Origin of the sequence: uncultured Rhodococcus sp., assembly GCF_963525155.1 — a bacterium.
In the GTDB taxonomy this organism is placed as follows: Bacteria; Actinomycetota; Actinomycetes; order Mycobacteriales; family Mycobacteriaceae; genus Rhodococcus_F; species Rhodococcus_F qingshengii.
Genome location: NZ_CAURKP010000104.1, coordinates 1 through 19,057, shown reverse-complemented (window position 1 = coordinate 19,057; position 19,057 = coordinate 1). Strand labels below are relative to the sequence as shown.

Genomic DNA, 19,057 nt, shown 5'->3' with positions numbered 1-19,057 from the left:
TTTGTGGGGGGGCCCGGGGCCCCTCGGGGGCTTGTTGGTTCGGGGGTTGGGGAGTTTGTTGCACGGGGGGGCCTTCCGTGTGGTTGACCGGCCCCGCCGCGGTTGTTCGGTGATCGGGTATTCAAACCATCAGGTGCTCAGCCGAATTCGATCGAGGTGTTGATTTCTTCCACCTGGTTGGAGGTCTGCATGTTCGTCGTGTCGGTGAACTGGTTTGCAAAGCTGACCAGGTAGACCGGCGAGTTGTCGTCGGCTTGGTAAGCGACGACCGTCATGACGGCGTAGAGCGGAACGTCCAGGTTTGGGGCGGTCCAGGTTCCGGAGAGGCGGAAACCCTGCTGTCCGTCGACGTCGATCTCGGTGTACTTCACCTCGGTCCACCCGTCGAGAGTGGCGATCGTTTCACGCGCAGCGGCAAGAACCTCGTCTTTTGTTGCGGTGCCTTGATTTTCGACCGTCACCGTGGTGTTCGGCATGAAACCGCTGGGTTCCTGGCTGTTGCTGGACAATGCGTCCGTAACGCCGGCAGGGATGTTCTCGCCGTGAGTCCAGCTCGGCGGGAGGCTGACGCTGATGCTCGGCGCTTCGGGGTCGTCGCCGGTTTCGATCGTCGTCCGCTCACCGATGAACGGTGTTCCGTCCCGCAAAGTCGGCGTCGCGGCAGCGGCAGACGGCGAGGATGCAGAACTTTCGGAAGCAGTGGTCTCACTGGTGTTGGTATCACTGGAGACGGCGTCGCCGCTTTCCGAACTGCTGCATCCGGACAAGACGAGTGCAGCAGTGATCAGTGACGCTATTCCGAGAGCAAGTGTGCTGCTCTTAGGGCTCATAGTGTGACAGTCCTTCAGGTTCTGGCGACGGCCGAGCGCCGCCGGCAGCATTGCTGGCGCGGCTGAGACTATCAGCGCTACGACGGCCGAGTAGTGGCCTTGAAGGTAATGGTGCTGCCGGGCCGCAGCTGTGCCAGCGACGCAATCCCGGCGTCGGAAACGACGGCGATGACCGGGTATCCGCCGGTCACGGGATGGTCGGCGAGGAACACGACGGGCTGGCCGCCTGGCGGCACCTGGATGGATCCCGTCACGACGCCTTCGCTCGGCAATTCCCCGGTTCGTGAGCGATGCAAAGGCCCTTGGCCCTGTAGCCGGACCCCGACTCGGTTGGTGTGTTCGGTGACTTTCCACGTGGTGTGAAGGAGCGCGTGAACGGATGCGGCCGTGAACCAGGAATTTCGGGGGCCGAGCGTGATCTCGATCGGAACCGCGCCGAGTGCAGGTGCGGGCGGTGGAATCAACTCTTCAGTGGGCCACGTCCCTTCCTCGGCCCCGAGGAGGAGCAGATCGCCGGCGGCGAGCGGCGGCGGCCCGAGTCCGGAGAGCGTGTCGGTGGATCTGCTTCCGAGTACCTGCGGGACGTCGACGCCACCGCGTGCAGAGATGTATGTTCTCAACCCGGTTGTGCTGTAACCCAATTCGAGAATGCTGCCACTACCCAGATGGATGCTCGCGTAGTCAGGTGCCGGCCGTCCGTCGACGGCCAGCGGCACCCGCGCGCCTGTCGCTGCCACCGTCATCGAACCGACGGCCCGCATAGCGAAACCCCCAGCGGTGACTTCGATGGTTGCTGCTCGAAAAGTGTTGCCTACGAGTCTGTTGGCGCTGTCATGCGAGATCATGTCGACGGCGCCGGATCTTCCGACCCCGAGGGCGCCGTAGCCTCTCCGCCCGCGGTCCTGAACTGTGGCGAGCGGGCCGGTACGCACAACCTCGAGCCAGGCCATGAATCCATTGTCCCGCAACAACGCGGTGAAGACACCAAAATCATGCTTGCACCAAAATCATGCACGAACAAAGGTGACTGTGGTGCCGGGTAGAAGCAGCGCCGGCGGGCGGCGCTCGGCATCCCACACCGACAGTTCCGTCGTTCCGATCAACTGCCAGCCGCCCGGGGAACACCGTGGGTAGACGCCCGTGAACGGTCCGGCCAACCCGACTGCACCGGCCGGGACCTGCCTGCGCGGGTCCGATCGACGTGGAACCTCGAGCTTTCTCTCGTTGCTGGTCAGATACGCGAAGCCGGGGGCGAAACCGATGAACGCGACGGTCCACGACGCAGACGTGTGAGCGTCGATCACACCGTCGACCCCGAGGCCGGTCAGCTTGCCCACCTCTACGAGATCGGGGCCGTCGTAGCGGACCGGAATCTCGACAGCAGACCCGCTCTCGTCTGCTGTGAGTTCGATCGGTACGGCCCCACGTACCCATTTCTCCACCAGTTGGTGCGCGGTGATCGTGTTGTCGTACTCGATCAAGATGGTTCGCGCCGCGGGAATCAGGTCGATCACTCCGGGGATCCGACTGGCGTCGAGAGCCCTGAAGTTGCCCAGCACGCTCCGCAGTTCGTCGTACTCGACGAGGACTGCGGATTCACCGGCGGGCAGGATCGTGATCATGTGAACGGCGTGATCTCGACGTCGGAAGATTCGAGGAGAGCACGGATTGCCACGGCCATGTCGACGGCTGCCGGACTGTCACCGTGCACGCACACCGATGCGGCAGCGACTTTCAACGTGCTCCCGTCGACTGCGTCCAATTCGCCGTCGACGACCATTCGCCGAACCCGTTCTGCAACAAGTGTCGGGTCGTGCAGAACGGCGCCCGACTCGGTGCGGGGGACCAGGGTGCCTTCCGCCGTGTACGCACGATCGGCAAAAGCCTCGGCGACGATCTCGAGGCCGGCCTCGCGCGCCTCTTCCAGAAACACCGAACCCGGTAGTCCGAGAACAGGTAGCGAACTGTCATAGGCAACGACGGCGGCGACCACGGCCCGCGCCTGCCGTCGGTGATGGACTATTGCGTTGTAGAGCGCGCCGTGGGGTTTGACGTACGTGACCCGCGATCCGGCGACACGAGCCAAACCGTCGAGTGCCCCTATTTGATAAATGACGTCGGCGGTGAGGTCCTTCGGCGAGACGTCGATGAAGCGTCGGCCGAAACCGGCGAGGTCTCGGTACCCCACCTGCGCGCCGATCCGCACGCCGCGGGTGGCTGCGGATTCGCAAGTCGCCAACAGCGTTGTCGGGTCGCCGGCATGGAATCCGCAGGCGATGTTCGCGCTGGTGACAAGTTCGAGCATGGCGTCGTCGTCGCCCAGGGTCCAGGCTCCGAAGCCCTCGCCGAGGTCGCTGTTCAGATCAACGCTGTAGCCCATACCTCGATTCTAGGTAGGTATGGGCTCTCGGTGTTCAGGCGTGCGCCGGAATCCGTCCCGCATTCTTGCGGCGTGCGGATCCGAAGAGTCGGCATATCAGGTAGATCACGAACGAGACCGAGGTGACGAAACTCGAGACGGGAACGCCGGGTGCCAGCGAGAGAAGGATGCCGCCGACGGCTGCCAGTTCGGCGAACACGACGGAGAGGATCGTGGCCTTGAGTGGGCTTGCCGTGACGTACGCGGCGGCCGCTGCGGGGGTGATCAGCAGCGACATCACCAGCAGAGCACCGACGATCTGCACGCCCAGTGCTGCGGTGATGCCGACCAACACTGCGAACACGATCGACAGTGCCCGGACCGGAACACCGCGAGCTGCAGCAACTTCGGGGTCGGTGCTTGCGAACAGCAAAGGGCGGTAGATGAATCCGAGTGTGCCGATCACGATGACCGCGCACAGCAGCAGAAGTTCGAGACCACTGTTCCCCGGCGCCACGATCTGTCCGACCAACAACGAGAAGCTGGTTCCCGTGCGACCGTCGTACGCCCAGAGGAACAACACCGACAGGCCGAGGCCGAAAGCCATGATCACGCCGATCACCGAATCTCGGTCGCGCGCTTTGGCTCCGAGCAGTCCGAACAGCACTGCCGCGACCACGGATCCGACGATGGCACCGAAGCCGACGCCTACACCGACGAGAAGTGCGGCGGATGCGCCCGTCAGTGACAGCTCACTCGTTCCGTGCACCGAGAACGACATCTGACGGCTCACGATCAGCGGCCCGATGATGCCTGCCAATAATCCGAGGATGGCACCGGCAATCAACGCCTGTTGGACGAAGTCGTACTGCAGTAGGTCGACGGTGGCGGACACGTCGAACATCCGCGACATCGCGTCGGTGAACTTGTTACTCACTGGTGGTGATCCTCATCAGAATGGTGAACGCCTTCTCCCGGGCGTAGTCCGCCTGCGCTGCCGAGCGCGTCGATGGCGTCTCCGGTGCCGATCACGACGAGGCGGCCACGAACCTGCAACACTTCGACGTCGGTGTTGTACAGATCCGAGAGAACCTCGGACGTCATCACTTCGGCCGGCGTCCCGATCCGGAATTTGCCGTCCACCAGATAGAGCACTCGATCCACCAACGGCAGGATCGGATTGATCTCGTGCGTCACGAACAGCACCGCGGTGTCATGGCTGCGCCGACGCTTGTCGATCAGCGTCGAGACCAGGTGCTGGTTGGCGAGGTCGAGGCTGAGCAGCGGCTCGTCGCACAGCAGGATCCGCGGGTCGCCGACCAAAGCCTGTGCGATCCGCAGTCGCTGCTGCTCACCGCCGGACATGGAACCGATGGGAGCGTCGGCGAACGACTGGGCGCTGACCTGTGCGATGGCGTCGTCGACGATCTTGCGGCGACGACCCCGACGCAGTAGGCCAGTACCCCACTGGTGACCGTCGACGCCGAGGCCGACCAGGTCGCGGCCGCGGAGCGGGAGGCCGTCGTCGATCGATTTCTGCTGCGGGATGTACCCGACGTGTGAGTTCCCGGCCCGTGCCGGCGTGCCGACGATCTGTGCACTACCGCCGCTGAGTTGTAGTTGGCCCAGCAGAATCTTCAGGAGCGAGGTCTTGCCCGACCCGTTCGGCCCGAGTACGGCGATGAACTCACCTGGCTGTACCTCGAGATCGAGCCCGTCCCACAATGTGCGGGCGCCGAAGGACAATCGAGCGTCCTTCAGCGTCACAGCGGGCACGGAGGCCGCTGAAGGCGCGGTGTTACCAGAAGGCACGGTGTTACCAGGGGGCACAGGAGTATTCGCGGAAGTTTCTGTCACAAGCCGATCGGTTCTTCTCGGAAATGGTGGGGCAAATAATTACTGGGCAGAGAGGGCGTTTGCGAGCGACTCCGCGGTCTGCGTCTGCCACTGAATGTAGTCCAGGCCCTCGGGGAGAGTCTCCGTAACCTCGACGACGGGCACTCCGGCGGTTTCGGCGGTGGTGCGCATGTCCTGGGTCACTTTGTCCTGTGTCTGGATGTTGTAGACCAATGCGCGGGCCTGCTTCTCCGAGAGGAGTTGGCGGGTTGCGGCGATTGCGGCCGGTGACGGATCGTTGCCGTCTTCGATGGCGCTGGTGAACTCCTCGGGAGTTGCGTCCTTCAGTTCAGCTGCGACCAGGAGGTAGTGCGCGATCGGCTCGGTCTGAGCCACCGGTGCGCCCGCGTGGGCAGCGGCGATGGAATCGGTGATCGCTGTGACGCCGGCGAGCTTCTGGCTGTATGCCTTCGCGTTGTCCTCGTAGGTCGCCGCGTTGTCCGGATCGAGAGCGCTCAGCTGATCGGCCACCGAATGTGCGACGGCGTCGACGGTCGGGATGTCGAACCAGACGTGTTCGTTGACTGCGCCGTGGGTGTGACCGTCATGCGATTCGCCCGCGGCTTCGCCGGCGTGGATGCCGCCGTCGAGCAGGTTGTAGGCGTTGACCGTCTTCTGCTCGCCCTTGCCTGCGTCGAGGACGTCGGTGATGAACTGGTCGTAGCCGCCACCGTTGTAGACGACGAGCGATGCGTCGGTGATCTTGGCGGCATCGGCGGGAGTCGCCTCGAACGAGTGCGGGTCCGCGGACGGCTCGTTGATGATCGACGTCACGGTCAGCTTGTCGCCGGCGACGGCCTGCGCGACGTCGCCCCACACGTTCGTCGATGCGACGACGGTGATGCCGTCGTCCTTCGAGGAGGTTGAGCTGCACGCGGTGAGCGCGAATGCTGCGGCGACCGAGACGGCCGCGAGGGCGGTGGCGGTGCGGAATTTCGACGACGAACGCACGTGCTTTTCTCCTGAACAAAGGCTGGGCTAAATGCTATTGGAAACCGTTACCGTTACACATTAGCGCATAGTCGCTGGTAGTTCACCTTCGGTTCAGCCCCAACGCGCCGTCTGCGGGCACTACGGCTAACGTCCGTTTATGCCCCGGTCCCGTCAGCCACGCCGTCAAGCCACTTTGGCGTCGCTTGCCGCCGAGCTCAATGTGTCGAGAACTACAGTCTCGAACGCGTACAACCGACCCGATCAGCTCTCCGTCGAGCTGCGGGATCGAGTGCTCCAAGCGGCCAAGCGACGCGGATACCCCGGACCTGATCCGGTCGCCCGCTCTTTGCGAACTCGCAAAGCCGGCGCCGTCGGTCTCCTGCTCACCGAAGCACTCAGTTATTCGTTCCGTGACCCGGCCGCCATGAGCTTCCTGGCCGGTCTCTCGGAATCGTGTGAGGACGCGGGCCAGGGCTTGCTGCTCATCCCGGCCGGGCCCGGGCGCGACGAGGTGGATGCTGCGGCCGTGGTCCAGCAGGCGGGCGTCGACGGCTTTGTCGTCTACTCCGTGGCCGACGACGACCCGTATCTTGCCGCCGTGCTCGAGCGTCACATTCCGATCGTCGTCTGCGACCAGCCCCGCGAGATTCCCGGTGCATCCCTCGTGGGCATCGACGACCGCGCTGCCATGCGCAAGGTCGCCGACTACCTCATCGGTCTCGGACACCGTGACATCGGCGTGCTCTGCATGAGGCTGGGGCGCGACCGGATGGACGGCGTCGTCAGCCAGGAACGACTCAAGTCCCCACACTTCCACGTCCAGCGTGAGCGGATCGAAGGAGTGCGCGACGCGATGGTGGCGGCCGACATGGACCCACTCTCACTCACCGTGATCGAGCGGTACGTCCACACATCGCAGTCCGGGCACTCGGCGGCGGCGGAAGCTCTCGCGACCAACCCCGAGATCACCGCACTGGTCTGCACCACCGACGTGCTGGCTCTCGGCGCCTTGGACTGGGCGCGCTGGCAGGGCATAGATGTACCTGGCCAACTGTCGATCACCGGATTCGACGGCGTTGACGAGGCGCTGCGTGAATCACTGACAACGGTGCGCCAGCCCCAGGAAGAGAAGGGCCGGCGTGCCGGTGCGCTCCTGATGTCGCCGTCCGGATCCGGCGTTCCGATAGTCGAGATGCTCGACACCGAACTACTGGCCGGGCGAACTTCAGGCCGGATCAAGGGGTAGCGCTCACGCCAGGAGTTGGGCGCAGCGCAGCAATCCCAGATGGCTGTACGCCTGGGGGTGGTTGCCCAGTGAGCGTTCCGCGATGGGGTCGTACTCCTCCGCGAGCAGTCCGGTGGGACCCGCTGCCGCGACCAACTGGTCGAACAGCGCCTCTGCTTGCAGGCGTTGCCCGATCAGTAGGTATGCCTCGACGAGCCAGGCGGCACAGAGATGGAATCCACCTTCTATGCCGGGCAGGCCGTCGTCGTGATGGTAGCGGTATACCGTTGAGCCGCTGCGTAGTTCGGCCTCTGTGGCTACGACGGTTGCAGCAAAGCGCGGATCCGTCGGATCGATCAGCCCCGACAGTCCGATGTGCAGAGTCGCCGCGTCGAGATCGGTACCGTCGTAGGCTGCGGTGTACGACTGGACGTCGTCCTTCCAGCCTTTGTGTCGTACTTCGTCGGCGATCTGGTCACGCAGTTCCGCCCACTCGGGCAGAGCCTCGCGAGAAAAGCGGGTCGCAAGATCGACGGCGCGGTCGACGGTGACCCAGCCCATAACCTTGGAATAGACGTGGTGGCGCGGGTTGTCGCGAATTTCCCAGATGCCGTGATCTGGTTCGAACCAGCGCCGCTGCACTGCTTCGACCATGGCGCACACCAGTTCCCAGTCGCGGTCGCTCAAAGGATCGGGATCACCGGCCTTTTCGCGTGCATTCGCCAGTTCGACGATGAGCTCGACGATCGGGCCGAACACGTCCAGTTGAACCTGCTGATTCGCGGCGTTTCCGACGCGGACCGGCCGGGAGCCGGCGTATCCGGGGAGTGAATCGATGACGGCCTCTGGCGGTAGCGAAGTCCCGTAGAGCGTGTAGAGGGGGTGCAGGCGCTCGGGTCCCGGCAGTGTTTCGAGCACGCGGTGTACCCAGTCCAGGTAGTTCTCGGCCTCGTCGGTGGATCCGACGCTCACGAGAGCTGTTGCGGTGAGGGCGGCGTCGCGCAACCAGCAATAGCGGTAGTCCCAGTTGCGGACTCCGCCGATCTCTTCCGGCAGGGACGTCGTCGCGGCAGCCATGATGGAACCGGAATCGGCGTGGACCAGCCCGCGCAAGGTCAGTGCAGAGCGTTTCATCAAGTCCGGCTTCAGCTTCGGGAGTTCGAGCGTCTTGGCCCAATCGGACCAGTAGGCCTCCGAGGTCGCTCGACGCTCGAGTTCCGGAACGTCGGAAGGGCCGATTTCTTCTGTTCCGCAGCGCAATTCGAGGACGACGTCACCCTTGGATGGCTCGACGATGGCGTGGGCGGTCTGCTGGTTTCCGTCGGTGGCGATGTTCCACAGCACACCGGGGGAGCGGAGTACGTACGGCTCGTTGGTGCCGAGGACCCGAATGCCCTCGTCGACGACCTCGAGCGTGACCTGACCCTGGCCGAACTCGGGACGGGGTGCAAACGAGACGATCGCGTCGGCCTGACCGGAAATGATGCGGGTCAGGTCGGTTCGTCCCTGTGGGACGTCGTGGGGGAGGTAGTCGGTGACGGACAGGCTCGCCCAGCGGGTCTGAACTGTCATCGTGCTGTCGATGTACTTCTGGCTCAGCGGCAAGGCTGTGCGTCGAGGCCCGACCGAGAAGTGGCCGGCCCCGGTTCCGCCGAGAAGGTGTGCGAAGACGGCCGCTGAATCCGGTTCCGGGTGACACAACCAGGTCAGCGTCGCATCCGGGGTCACCAAAGCGACGGTGCGCGGACTGGCGAGCATCGAGAGTCGCTCGATGGGCGGAGCGTCGGCGCCGGAAAGCCACGTACGACGCTCGTCGAGCAGGAACGCCAGAGCGGCAGCGACGTCCTCGGTGCTGTCGACGCGATAGTCGGCGACGGTGTCCCCGCTGCCGACCTTGATTCCGATGTCCGGCCCCTGAAGCCTGCTGAACGCCTTTTCGTCGGTCACGTCGTCGCCGATGAAGACGGCAGCGGTTGCGCCGTCCTGATGGCGAATCAAGTCGAGTGCGTGCCCCTTGTCGGTGGCGATGACAGCCAACTCGACCACCGATTTGCCCTCGGTGACCTGAACGCCTGGCCAGAGTGCCGATTCGGTGCGGACGGCGATGAGCGCCTTCTCGGCGTCGTCGGCACTGGTGTTGCGTACGTGCAGTGCAACGCTGGCGGGCTTCTTCTCCACCGTTGCCCCAGGGGTGTCGGCGGCGATTCGGCCCAACTCGGTGACGATCTCGTCGAGCAGTTTCCTGGCGTCGGCGTCGATCGCGTGAACGAATCCGATGTCGAACTCGGAGCCGTGGCTGCCGACCAATTGCACTTCGGCGGGAAGTCGGGACAGCGCAGCCAGATCCTTGAGGGCGCGGCCCGAGATCACGGCAGCCGTCGTCGACGCGAGGCTGGCGAGAGAGCGAAGCGCACGCACCGTTTCCGCCCGGGGATACGCCTTGTCCGGGTTGGCGACGATGGGTGCCATCGTCCCGTCGTAGTCGGAGGCTACGAGCAGACGCGGCGTGCGTGCCACGCCTGACAGCGCTCGGCGGAGTTCGATGGACAGATCTTGTGCGCTCACCTCTTCAAATCTAGGTGATGCAGCGACTCCTGGCTCGATACGTTTCCGGCCGATCAGTGCAAAAATGACAGATGCGACAAAGGATGTCTATTCGGGTTTCCGAGTTCCGTCACCGAGCAGCAGTTCAACCGTCAATTCCAGTCGATTGGCGACATCGGTAGCCGAAGAGCGTCGCGTGAGCCATGCCACCAAATTGGACAGCCACACATCGGAGATCACGCGCGCGATCGCCAACTGCTCTTCGGTTGGCTCCTCTTCGGTCATCGCTCGTGCGAAGAGGCGGTCCATCAACTGGCCCACCTGATCGACCTCGGCCGCTGCGGAGGCGTCGGCGAACATGAATGCGCGAGTCATCGCTTCGGTGAGGAGCGGATCGCGCTGCATCGCGCGGGTGATGAGGCTGAGGATCAGCTGCATCCGCTCGAGCGGGCTGGTTCCAGGTGGGATCTTGCCCTTGGAATCGATCTTCTCGAATTCGCGTGCCAGGGCGGACACCAGTAGGTGAACCTTGGACGGGAAGTAGCGATAGAGCGTTCCGACTGCGACGTCGGCACGCTCGGCCACGGCGCGCATCTGAACAGCCTCGTAGCCCCCCTTGGACGCCAAGGCGAGTGTTGCGTCGAGAATCCGCTTGCGGCGTTCACGTTGCGCGTTGGAGCTGAGATCGTCGTCCCCGAGCGTTGCAGAAGCAACCGCGTTGGAGCGGGATCGGGATGTTGTGGTCATCGACAAATTCCTTCGCGCCTTGACTCTTGGCCAGGTGTCATATTAGAACACGTTCTAAACAATTGTGTCACTTATCGAGAGGCGGGAACCAGTTGTGACAATCGCCACGACCGATGAACAGCGGGCGGTCCAGGAATCGATAGAGGCCTGGGCTCGCTCGGCCACGCCGATGGACATGGTACGCCGTGGACCAGCAGTTTCGTGGCGGGAGAAATGGTCCGAGTTCGCGTCTCTCGGGATATTTTCGGTCGCCGTTCCCGAAGCGGTAGGCGGAGCCGGGGCCGAAATCGTCGATCTCGCAGCAATGCTCGAGCAGGCGGCAATCGAACTCGTGCCGGGTCCTGTTCTCACGACTGCACTCGCAGCTCTGGTGGTGGGGCGTAGTTCGTCGCCCGCTGCCAAGCGATGGTCCGAAACGCTCGCCGACGGTGCGCTGCCGTGTGCCGTCATATTGGACGAAAGTCCAGTTGCGGCAACGGCGAATGCGTCCGGCGGCATCGAGCTTCATGGCGAAGGAGGTTACGCCTGGGGCGGCGATTCGGGCGTATCGGTACTCGTGTCGGCGGGCGTGGTGTCCGAAGACGAAGGCTCGCGTGTCGTCTGGGCCCTCGTCGACGGAGACAGCGAAGGCGTGACCTACGAAGCGGTCGACACCATCGACAAGTCGCGACCACTCGCGCGAGTCTCCTTCGATCGAGTGACGGTCGACGCCGACCGAATCCTCGATGACATTGCGCCAGGATCGGTTTCCGACCTAGCGGCGGTACTTGGGGCTGCCGAAGCTGCCGGAATTGCGGCGTGGAGCCTGCGTACTGCGGTGGAGTACGCGAAGATTCGCGAACAATTCGGAAAGCCCATCGGCTCGTTCCAGGCGATCAAACACATCTGCGCCGAAATGCTGTGTCGCGTAGAGAATGCCGGAGCCGTCGCCTGGGATGGTGCGGTCGCTGCCGAGTCGGGCGACGAACTTCCGATCGCCGCAGCAGTGGCCGCCGCGGTGTCGCTGGATGCCGCTGTCGACACGGCAAAGGACTGCATTCAAGTGCTCGGCGGCATCGGATTCACCTGGGAGCACGAGGCGCACTTCTACCTTCGTCGAGCACTGTCGCTCCGGCAGATTCTGGGCGGATCGTCTCATTGGCGCGCACGCGTCGCGGAATTGACGATCGGCGGCGCACGGCGTCATCTTCAGATCGACTTGAGCGAGCTCGAATCCGACCGGTCCGAAATTCGCGAAGAGGTAGCGCAATTGGTGGCGCTGCCCGAATCCGAGCAGCGCAACGCGTTGGCCGAATCGGGCTACCTTGCACCGCACTGGCCCAAGCCGTACGGCCGGGGCGCCAAGGCTGCGCAACAGATTTTGATCGAAGAAGAGTTGGCGGCCGTCGGTATCGGCCGACCCGATCTGGTGATCGGCTGGTGGGCAGTGCCGACCATCCTCGAGCACGGCAGTGCGGAGCAGATCGAAAGATTTGCGACTCCGACGCTCAAGGGCGAGATCACCTGGTGCCAGCTCTTCAGTGAACCCGGCGCAGGTTCGGATCTTGCGGCACTGCGCACGACCGCGGAAAAGGTCGACGGCGGTTGGAAGCTGAACGGCCAGAAAGTCTGGACTTCGCTTGCGCGTGAAGCTGACTGGGCCATCTGCCTCGCCAGAACCGATCGCGAGGTTCCCAAGCACAAGGGCATCACGTACTTCCTTCTCGACATGAAGACGGCCGGGATTCGGATCTCGCCGCTGCGCGAGATCACCGGAGATGCCCTGTTCAACGAAGTCTTCCTCGACGACGTCTTCGTGCCGGACGAGTGCGTCGTCGGCCAGCTCGGCGGAGGCTGGAAACTGGCCCGAACGACCCTCGCCAACGAGCGAGTCGCGATGAGCGGGGGCTCTTCGCTCGGCGGTGCGATGGAGGAATTGCTCGAGCTGGCGGGCGATCCCGATCCTGTGGTTGCAGACAAGCTCGGTGGGCTGATCGGAACCGCCATGGTGGGCTCGTTGCTGGAATTGCGCACGACACTGCGGCAATTGGATGGTCAGGATCCGGGCCCGGCGTCGAGCGTCCGCAAGCTGGTGGGCGTGCGCCAGCGTCAGAATGTCGCAGAGTTCGCCATGGAATTGGGTGGCCCGGCCGGATGGGTGGAGGGTCCGCTCTCGCGTGAGTTCCTCAACACGCGATGCCTGTCGATTGCCGGCGGAACCACGCAGATTCTTTTGACCGTCGCCGCGGAGAGAATTCTGGGCCTGCCCCGTGATTAGACGGCGTGAGTAGAGGCCTTTAGAAATGTCCACGTTGGTGATACAACTAGAACACGTTCTACATCAGAGACAGGATTGCCAGCGTGGACTTCACTCCCGATGAAACCCAGGAAGCGGTAGCCGAGGTGGCTACCGCGCTCCTTGCCCGCGAACTGGAGCCGGACGCGCTCTGGGCGGCACTCGCCGATGCCGACCTGCTCACGTTGGCCCTGCCCGAGCGTCTGGGCGGCGAGGGACTCTCCGTCGCCGACGTCGGTTCCCTCCTCGTCGAGGTCGGCCGGGCCGCCGCTCCAATTCCGGCTCTCGCAACCCTCGGCTTCGGTGTACTCCCCATAGTCGCTCTGGGGACCGACGCTCAACAGGACGAATTGCTCACCGGAGTCGGCGCCGGACGGGTGTTCACCGCGGCGCTCGGTGAGCCGGGTCAGCAGTTCCCGGCACAGCCGTCGACCACCGCGCAGCAGTCGGGCGACTGGTATCGCGTCAGCGGGACGGTGCTCGCCGTTCCCTTCGCGGCGAGCGCACACAGAATTCTTGTGCCCACCGACGCCGGAGTCGTTCTCGTCGATCCGACCGCCGCCGGCGTCGCATTGACGCCGACTCCCAGTGCTTCCGGCAGTCCCGAGTTCGCAGTCACGATGGACGAGGCAGTCGGTGAACTTCTCGGTGCCGGCGAGGAAGCCGTCCAGACGCTGTACCGGATCGCCACGGCAAGCATCGGAGCCGTTGCAGACGGTTTGGTGTCCGGCGCCGTCGATCTCACTGCGGCACATGTCGGCTCGCGTGAGCAATTCGGTAAGCCGCTCGCCACGTTCCAGGCAGTCTCACAACAGATAGCCGACGCGTACGTCACCTCCCGGACCCTTCACGTCGCGGCGTTGTCGGCGTCCTGGCGCGTGTCGGAGGGCCTGGACGCCCAGTCGGACCTCGACGTCATGGCGTACTGGATCGCCCAAGAAGTGCCTGCCACGATGCAGGTGCTTCACCACCTGCACGGCGGTCTGGGCGTCGACGTCACGTATCCACTTCATCGTTACTACTCGACTGCAAAAGACCTGGCACGCCTGCTCGGCGGTGCTTCGCAGCGACTCGACCTCGTGGGGGCCCGGTGTTCATCGATCTGACCGACAGTCAGCGCGCATTGCAAGCTGAACTTCGACGCTACTTCTCGACGCTGATCTCGCCCGAAGAGGCCAAGATCATGCGCGTGGAGCGGCATGGCCCTACCTATCGCGAGGTCATCCGTCGTATGGGCAAGGACGGCTGGCTCGGCGTCGGCTGGCCGGTGGAGTTCGGCGGACGTGGGTTCGGTGAAGTCGAGCAGCAGATTTTTGTCAACGAGGCTGTGCGGGCGGATGTCCCACTGCCTTCGGTGACGTTGCAGACCGTCGGTCCGACCCTGCAGAAGTACGGCAGCGAGGAGCAGAAGCAGAAATTCCTGCCCGCGATCCTCGCCGGTGAAGTGCACTTCGCGATCGGCTACACCGAACCGGAAGCCGGCACCGACCTTGCAGCACTGCGCACTTCGGCCGCACGAAATGGTGACGAGTACGTCGTCAACGGCCAGAAGATTTTCACCACCGGCGGGCATGACGCCGATTACGTGTGGCTTGCCGTGCGGACAGGGTCTGCCGATTCACGGCACCGCGGCATCTCCATCCTGATCATGGATACCAAAGATCCCGGCTACACCTGGACCCCGATCATCACCTGCGACGGTGCGCATCACGTCAACGCCACCTACTACGAGGACGTTCGCGTTCCGGCGAACATGCTTGTGGGTGAGGAGAATCAGGGCTGGCGCTTGATCACGACGCAGCTCAACCACGAACGCGTCATGCTCGGTCCGGCAGGTCGTGTCGCAGGGATTTACGACCACGTCTTCGATTGGGCCAAGCGTGAAAACCTGCTTGATCACGTTGACGTACGGCGCGCGCTCGGCGAAATTCATGCGACGTACCGCCTCAACGAACTGCTCAACTGGCAAGTGGCGTCGAGTGATTCGGAGTCGGTGGATATCGCCGATGCTTCGGCAACCAAAGTGTTTGCGACCGAGCGTATCCAGCGGGTCGGTCGACTCGCGGAAGAGATCGTCGGACGGTACGGAAATCCGATCGATCCCGAAACGGCTGATCTCATGGAGTGGCTGGACATGCAGATCAAGCGCAACCTGGTGATCACCTTCGGCGGTGGAGTCAACGAGGTGATGCGCGAATTGATCGCTACCGCCGGCCTGAAGCTTCCCCGCGTTCCGAGATAGGAAACAAATCGTGTCAGATCCCATTCTCACTGCTGCCGAGCGGGTTCGAGAGGACGGGCCAAGCGCTCCTCGCGCCGGCCGTGACCCCGTGAACTTGCCGATGATCCGCAACTGGGTCGAGGCGATCGGTGACGAGAACCCGATCTACGTCGACGAATCGGCCGCCCGCGCCGCCGGACACGACGGAATAGTCGCGCCGCCGGCGATGGCGCAGGTATGGACGATGCGCGGTCTGGGGGCAATTCGAGAAGCCGACGATCCGTTGGGCCGGATGACGGACATTCTCGACGAGGCCGGATTCACGTCCGTCGTCGCGACCAACTGCGATCAGATCTACCACCGCTATTTGAAGCCGGGTGAAGAAGTCACCATCTCTTCGGTGTTGGAAGACGTAGTGGGACCGAAGAAGACAGGTCTTGGTGAAGGGTGGTTCTTCACTACCCGCAGCTTCTGGCGGGTCGGCGAAGAACTGGTCTCGGAGATGATGTTCCGGATCTTGAAGTTCGCGCCGCCAGTCAGCGAGAGTTCCTCCACTGACGTGCCTGCGGACCTGGACGCATCTCGAATGCTGCGTCCGACAGCATCCCTCGACACGCAGTTCTTCTGGGACGGTGTCGCCGCACACGAGTTGCGTATTCAACTGCGTGCGGACGGTTCGGTACAGCACCCGCCGGTGCCCGCGATCTGGAAAGACAAGTCGGAGCAGACCGACTACGTGGTCGCGTCAGGTCGGGGAACGGTCTTCAGCTTTGTCGTTCACCACGCCCCCAAGGTTCCTGGTCGGTCGTTGCCGTTCGTCGTGGCCCTGGTCGAACTGCCCGAGGGTGTGCGGATGCTCGGCGAATTGCGCGGTATCGATCCGTCGAGTGTGTCGATCGGGATGGAGGTGGAGGCGATCTACCTCGACTTCCCCGGAGACGACGAGACCGGGGGAACTCCCTGGACTCTGTACGCCTGGCAGCCGGTTTCTGTGTCTGCGGTGTCTGCGGTTTCTGCGGTGAAGGAGTGACGATGACTTCGACGACGGATATCACTGTGGGAGAGGTTCTTCCGCAGCTTTCGATTTACGGCGACCCGACGTTTGTGGTCTCGGCGGCGCTCGCTACCCGCGATTTTCAAGATGTTCACCACGACCGCGATCTCGCACAGAAACGCGGCTCGAAAGACATTTTCGTCAACATCCTCACCGACACCGGCTTGGTGCAGCGATTCGTGACCGATTGGGCCGGACCGCGGGCTGTACTCACGTCGATCAAACTCCGCCTCGGAGTCCCCTGGTACGCCTACGACACCTTGACGCTCTCCGGAACGGTGACCTCCTACGACGAGGATCTCGTGTCGCTCGCGGTGGTCGGCAAGAACAGCCTGGGAGATCACATCACCGCACAGGTCACACTGGCATTTCCGGCGTCGGGCTCGAATGGAGACATTGAAAACGGAGACATTGAATGAGCGCATTGTCCGGCAAGGCAGCGATCGTCGGAATCGGAGCCACGGATTTCTCGAAGGACTCCGGTCGCAGTGAACTGCGACTGGCCGCCGAGGCTGTTCAAGCCGCGTTGGACGACGCCGGTCTGACACCCGCCGACGTCGACGGTCTTACCTCGTTCACCATGGACACCAACACCGAAGTGGCAGTAGCTCGTTCGGTGGGGATTCCGAACCTCAAGTTCTTCAGCCGCATTCACTACGGAGGCGGTGCCGCTGCGGCGACGATTCAGCAGGCCGCCATGGCTGTTGCCACCGGCGTCGCAGACGTCGTCGTCGCTTACCGCGCGTTCAACGAGCGATCGGGTGCGCGTTTCGGGCAGGTGAACTCCGGCCTTGTGGCGCAGGTCAATTCGTCGGGAACGGACAACGCCTTTTCCTATCCTCACGGATTGGGTACTCCCGCATCCTTTGTCGCGATGGTCGCGCAGCGATACATGCACGTATACGGAGCGTCCAGCGAGGACTTCGGTCGAATCGCCGTCGCCGACCGTAAGCATGCAGCCACCAATCCGAAGGCGTTCTTCTACGGGAAACCGATTACCCTCGAGGACCATCAGAACTCGCGATTCATCGCTGAACCTTTGCATCTCCTCGATTGCTGCCAGGAATCCGACGGCGGCATCGCGATCGTCGTCACCTCGGCAGAACGAGCCAAAGATCTGAAGAACACCCCCGCCGTTATCGCTGCCGCCGCACAGGGCAGCGGGGCAGATCAATACATCATGACCAGCTATTACCGCGACGGTTTGACCGGCCTACCGGAGATGGGCCTTGTCGGTGATCAACTCTGGTCACAAAGTGGGCTGCGCCCGTCGGACATGCAGACGGCGATCTTCTACGACCACTTCACGCCCTATGTTCTGATGCAGCTCGAGGAACTCGGTTTCTGCGGTAGGGGAGAGGCCAAGGACTTCATCGCCGGTGGCGCAATCGAACTCGGAGGCAAGCTTCCGATCAACACCCATGGTGGACAGCTCGGCGAGGCATACATCCACGGGATGAACGGTATCGCCGAGGGAGTTCGGCAGATCCGTGGTACTTCGGTCAACCAGGTCGACTCCGTCGAGAATGTACTGGTGACTGCGGGAACGGGCGTTCCGACATCGGGGCTTGTGCTGACTCGCTGATTATCGTGGGCACAGCTTCATCAGGCGTCACGGCCTGTTGGCACCGCATCGAGGTCTCCTTCGATGCGGTGCTGGCCCGTGTTCTGTTGTGCCCGAGGAGTACTACCTCAGGTTTTGAAGGTGGTGTTCGCCGGCCGCGGGTGCTGGCCGGGGTCGATCGAGGGCGGCGGGATGAACCACGGTTTGTTGTCGGCGCCGATGCGGATTTCCCATTTCCCGACGAATCCGGTTTTTCGGTGCATCAGCCGGTGATGTGAACGGCACAGTAGGACAAGGTTGTTCATCAACGTCGGGCCACCGTTGGCCCAGTGCCGGATATGGTGTGCATCCGTCCAGGCGGGCACGCATGTGCAACCCGGGAAGGCGCAGCCTTTGTCTCGGGCGATCAGCGCCACTCGCTGTTCGGCGGACACTAATCGCTTTCCGGGTTTCGCATCGAGCGGCGCCCCGTGATCGTCGAGCAGAACCGTGGACAGGAAACAGTCGCAGCCGAGGAGTCTGGTCTGCGATACGGACAGTGGTCCGAGCCAGGGCATGTGCCCGACGTCGAGATCCGACACAGCCGCTCCACCATCAGGAGCAGCGGGTGTTGCGGCGCAGTCCCGATGCTCCGCGAGATCGCGGGCGTTGATGTGCACGTTCACGTGCGGCCGCTGGCCACCGTCGGTGCCGGTCTTCGCGCAGTCCAGGTAACGCCGGATCAGTTCGGTGAACCCGTCCGCGGTCCGCTTCGCCGCCGACCGGGCATCGGGGGTTCCATCGGGTGCCGGGGTGGGCATCGTCAGATTCGACAGGGCGGAGAGCAGCATTTCGCCGGTGAGAGCATCGAAATCGCCGCGCACCACCACCCGGCCGTTCAACGTCGACGCGATCCGGAGCTCGTTGCGATCCACATCTTCGGCGGGCGGAATCTCATCCGATTCGAAAATGCGCTCCAAGGTCGCGATAACGTTCCGGACTTTCGTGGTCGTCGCTTCCACTCCGGACGCGGCCGCCAACAGTAGGTCGATACAGCGAGGGACCGCTTCGTCCGGCATTCCCTTCGGTGGTGATTCGCAGAACGCCACGATCAGCACGGCGTGCTCGAAGGAGCAGTCCCCGTCATCGAACCGGGCCGCCACCGCCGGAAACGGCCGCAGCGCCGCACCCAGGGCGGCGATCTTCTTCCCGTCCCGAACCTGCAGCATCGTGTTTGCCGCCAACCAGCAACCCACCCCGCGGCTCGCAATCACCTGATCATCAGGACGCATCGAGAGTTCGTCCACCACCGCCACACGAACAGCCTCGAGACGCAGAATCTCCGCACTCGCCGACACCGCAGCGGCACGTAACTCAGAAGCAGACAACCGCCACAGGCGTCCGCGCAACCCCACCGCAGAACCCGACAC

Annotated in this window: 17 protein-coding genes; 7 read left to right on the top strand and 10 right to left on the bottom strand. The window is 63.5% G+C overall.

Annotation, left to right across the window (positions count from 1 at the left end):
• Positions 1-137 precede the first annotated feature (137 nt).
• From RWT78_RS19290 to RWT78_RS19260, 7 genes are all read right to left on the bottom strand, one after another.
• Positions 138-830 carry an LpqN/LpqT family lipoprotein gene (locus RWT78_RS19290; protein ID WP_039973380.1) on the bottom strand — a complete coding sequence of 231 codons (693 nt, stop codon included), beginning with the start codon at positions 828-830 and terminating at the stop codon, positions 138-140.
• A gap of 77 nt (positions 831-907) precedes the next feature.
• Positions 908-1,780, bottom strand: a complete 873-nt coding sequence (locus RWT78_RS19285) for a biotin-dependent carboxyltransferase family protein (protein WP_054825117.1) — start codon at positions 1,778-1,780, stop codon at positions 908-910.
• Between the two features lie 57 nt (positions 1,781-1,837).
• Positions 1,838-2,452 (bottom strand): 5-oxoprolinase subunit PxpB, encoded by a 615-nt coding sequence (gene pxpB, locus RWT78_RS19280; RefSeq protein ID WP_314677383.1) that lies wholly within the window; start codon positions 2,450-2,452, stop codon positions 1,838-1,840.
• On the bottom strand, positions 2,449-3,210 hold the full coding sequence (locus tag RWT78_RS19275; protein WP_054781063.1) for a LamB/YcsF family protein: 762 nt from the start codon (positions 3,208-3,210) through the stop codon (positions 2,449-2,451). Before RWT78_RS19275 ends, pxpB begins: the two co-directional genes overlap by 4 nt.
• Before the next feature lie 34 nt (positions 3,211-3,244).
• A complete protein-coding gene (locus RWT78_RS19270; RefSeq protein ID WP_003945811.1) occupies positions 3,245-4,126 on the bottom strand; it encodes a metal ABC transporter permease in 882 nt (293 codons plus the stop codon).
• Entirely contained in the window at positions 4,123-5,001 is an 879-nt protein-coding gene (locus RWT78_RS19265; RefSeq protein ID WP_047269722.1) for a metal ABC transporter ATP-binding protein, read from the bottom strand. The genes RWT78_RS19270 and RWT78_RS19265 overlap by 4 nt, the downstream gene beginning before the upstream one ends.
• A gap of 84 nt (positions 5,002-5,085) precedes the next feature.
• A complete protein-coding gene (locus RWT78_RS19260; RefSeq protein WP_003945647.1) occupies positions 5,086-6,036 on the bottom strand; it encodes a metal ABC transporter solute-binding protein, Zn/Mn family in 951 nt (316 codons plus the stop codon).
• A gap of 139 nt (positions 6,037-6,175) precedes the next feature.
• Between RWT78_RS19260 and RWT78_RS19255 the strand changes: the two genes are divergently transcribed.
• The gene (locus tag RWT78_RS19255; RefSeq protein WP_003945452.1) at positions 6,176-7,264 is read left to right on the top strand and encodes a LacI family DNA-binding transcriptional regulator; all 1,089 of its coding nucleotides are present in this window, start codon (positions 6,176-6,178) and stop codon (positions 7,262-7,264) included.
• 3 nt (positions 7,265-7,267) lie between these two features.
• Here the strand turns inward: RWT78_RS19255 and otsB are convergent, their stop codons facing one another.
• Both otsB and kstR read right to left on the bottom strand, forming a co-directional pair.
• Complete coding sequence (otsB, locus tag RWT78_RS19250; protein WP_003945932.1) at positions 7,268-9,808, bottom strand: trehalose-phosphatase; 2,541 nt, start codon at positions 9,806-9,808, stop codon at positions 7,268-7,270.
• 87 nt (positions 9,809-9,895) lie between these two features.
• Positions 9,896-10,534, bottom strand: coding sequence for a cholesterol catabolism transcriptional regulator KstR (gene kstR / locus RWT78_RS19245; RefSeq protein WP_003945752.1), 639 nt, complete (start codon positions 10,532-10,534; stop codon positions 9,896-9,898).
• A gap of 94 nt (positions 10,535-10,628) precedes the next feature.
• On the opposite strand from kstR, the gene RWT78_RS19240 reads away from it, so the two are divergent.
• The 6 genes from RWT78_RS19240 (at position 10,629) to RWT78_RS19215 (ending at position 17,669) form a co-directional block, all read left to right on the top strand.
• Positions 10,629-12,791: an acyl-CoA dehydrogenase gene (locus tag RWT78_RS19240; RefSeq protein WP_314677371.1), complete on the top strand. Its 2,163-nt coding sequence runs from the start codon at positions 10,629-10,631 to the stop codon at positions 12,789-12,791.
• 83 nt (positions 12,792-12,874) lie between these two features.
• Positions 12,875-13,915 carry an acyl-CoA dehydrogenase family protein gene (locus RWT78_RS19235; protein WP_314677368.1) on the top strand — a complete coding sequence of 347 codons (1,041 nt, stop codon included), beginning with the start codon at positions 12,875-12,877 and terminating at the stop codon, positions 13,913-13,915.
• Entirely contained in the window at positions 13,900-15,051 is a 1,152-nt protein-coding gene (locus RWT78_RS19230) for an acyl-CoA dehydrogenase family protein (RefSeq protein WP_058227266.1), read from the top strand. Before RWT78_RS19235 ends, RWT78_RS19230 begins: the two co-directional genes overlap by 16 nt.
• Positions 15,052-15,058: 7 nt before the next feature.
• The gene (locus RWT78_RS19225; RefSeq protein WP_050657067.1) at positions 15,059-16,060 is read left to right on the top strand and encodes a bifunctional MaoC family dehydratase N-terminal/OB-fold nucleic acid binding domain-containing protein; all 1,002 of its coding nucleotides are present in this window, start codon (positions 15,059-15,061) and stop codon (positions 16,058-16,060) included.
• A 2-nt stretch (positions 16,061-16,062) separates the two neighbouring features.
• A complete protein-coding gene (locus tag RWT78_RS19220) occupies positions 16,063-16,503 on the top strand; it encodes a MaoC family dehydratase (RefSeq protein ID WP_007734018.1) in 441 nt (146 codons plus the stop codon).
• A complete protein-coding gene (locus RWT78_RS19215) occupies positions 16,500-17,669 on the top strand; it encodes a lipid-transfer protein (RefSeq protein ID WP_003945661.1) in 1,170 nt (389 codons plus the stop codon). Before RWT78_RS19220 ends, RWT78_RS19215 begins: the two co-directional genes overlap by 4 nt.
• A 107-nt stretch (positions 17,670-17,776) precedes the next feature.
• Here RWT78_RS19215 and RWT78_RS19210 read toward each other — a convergent pair.
• Positions 17,777-19,057: DUF222 domain-containing protein (locus RWT78_RS19210; RefSeq protein WP_314677358.1), on the bottom strand; the 1,281-nt coding region annotated here is incomplete at its 5' end.

Excerpts from the sequence above, each read along its gene's own strand:
- RWT78_RS19290 (WP_039973380.1), bottom strand. The coding sequence starts at position 830 with ATGAGCCCTAAGAGCAGCACACTTGCTCTCGGAATAGCGTCACTGATC.
- RWT78_RS19285 (WP_054825117.1), bottom strand. The coding sequence starts at position 1,780 with ATGGCCTGGCTCGAGGTTGTGCGTACCGGCCCGCTCGCCACAGTTCAG.
- RWT78_RS19255 (WP_003945452.1), top strand. The coding sequence starts at position 6,176 with ATGCCCCGGTCCCGTCAGCCACGCCGTCAAGCCACTTTGGCGTCGCTT.
- pxpB (WP_314677383.1), bottom strand. The coding sequence starts at position 2,452 with ATGATCACGATCCTGCCCGCCGGTGAATCCGCAGTCCTCGTCGAGTAC.
- RWT78_RS19275 (WP_054781063.1), bottom strand. The coding sequence starts at position 3,210 with ATGGGCTACAGCGTTGATCTGAACAGCGACCTCGGCGAGGGCTTCGGA.
- RWT78_RS19220 (WP_007734018.1), top strand. The coding sequence starts at position 16,063 with ATGACTTCGACGACGGATATCACTGTGGGAGAGGTTCTTCCGCAGCTT.
- RWT78_RS19215 (WP_003945661.1), top strand. The coding sequence starts at position 16,500 with ATGAGCGCATTGTCCGGCAAGGCAGCGATCGTCGGAATCGGAGCCACG.
- kstR (WP_003945752.1), bottom strand. The coding sequence starts at position 10,534 with ATGACCACAACATCCCGATCCCGCTCCAACGCGGTTGCTTCTGCAACG.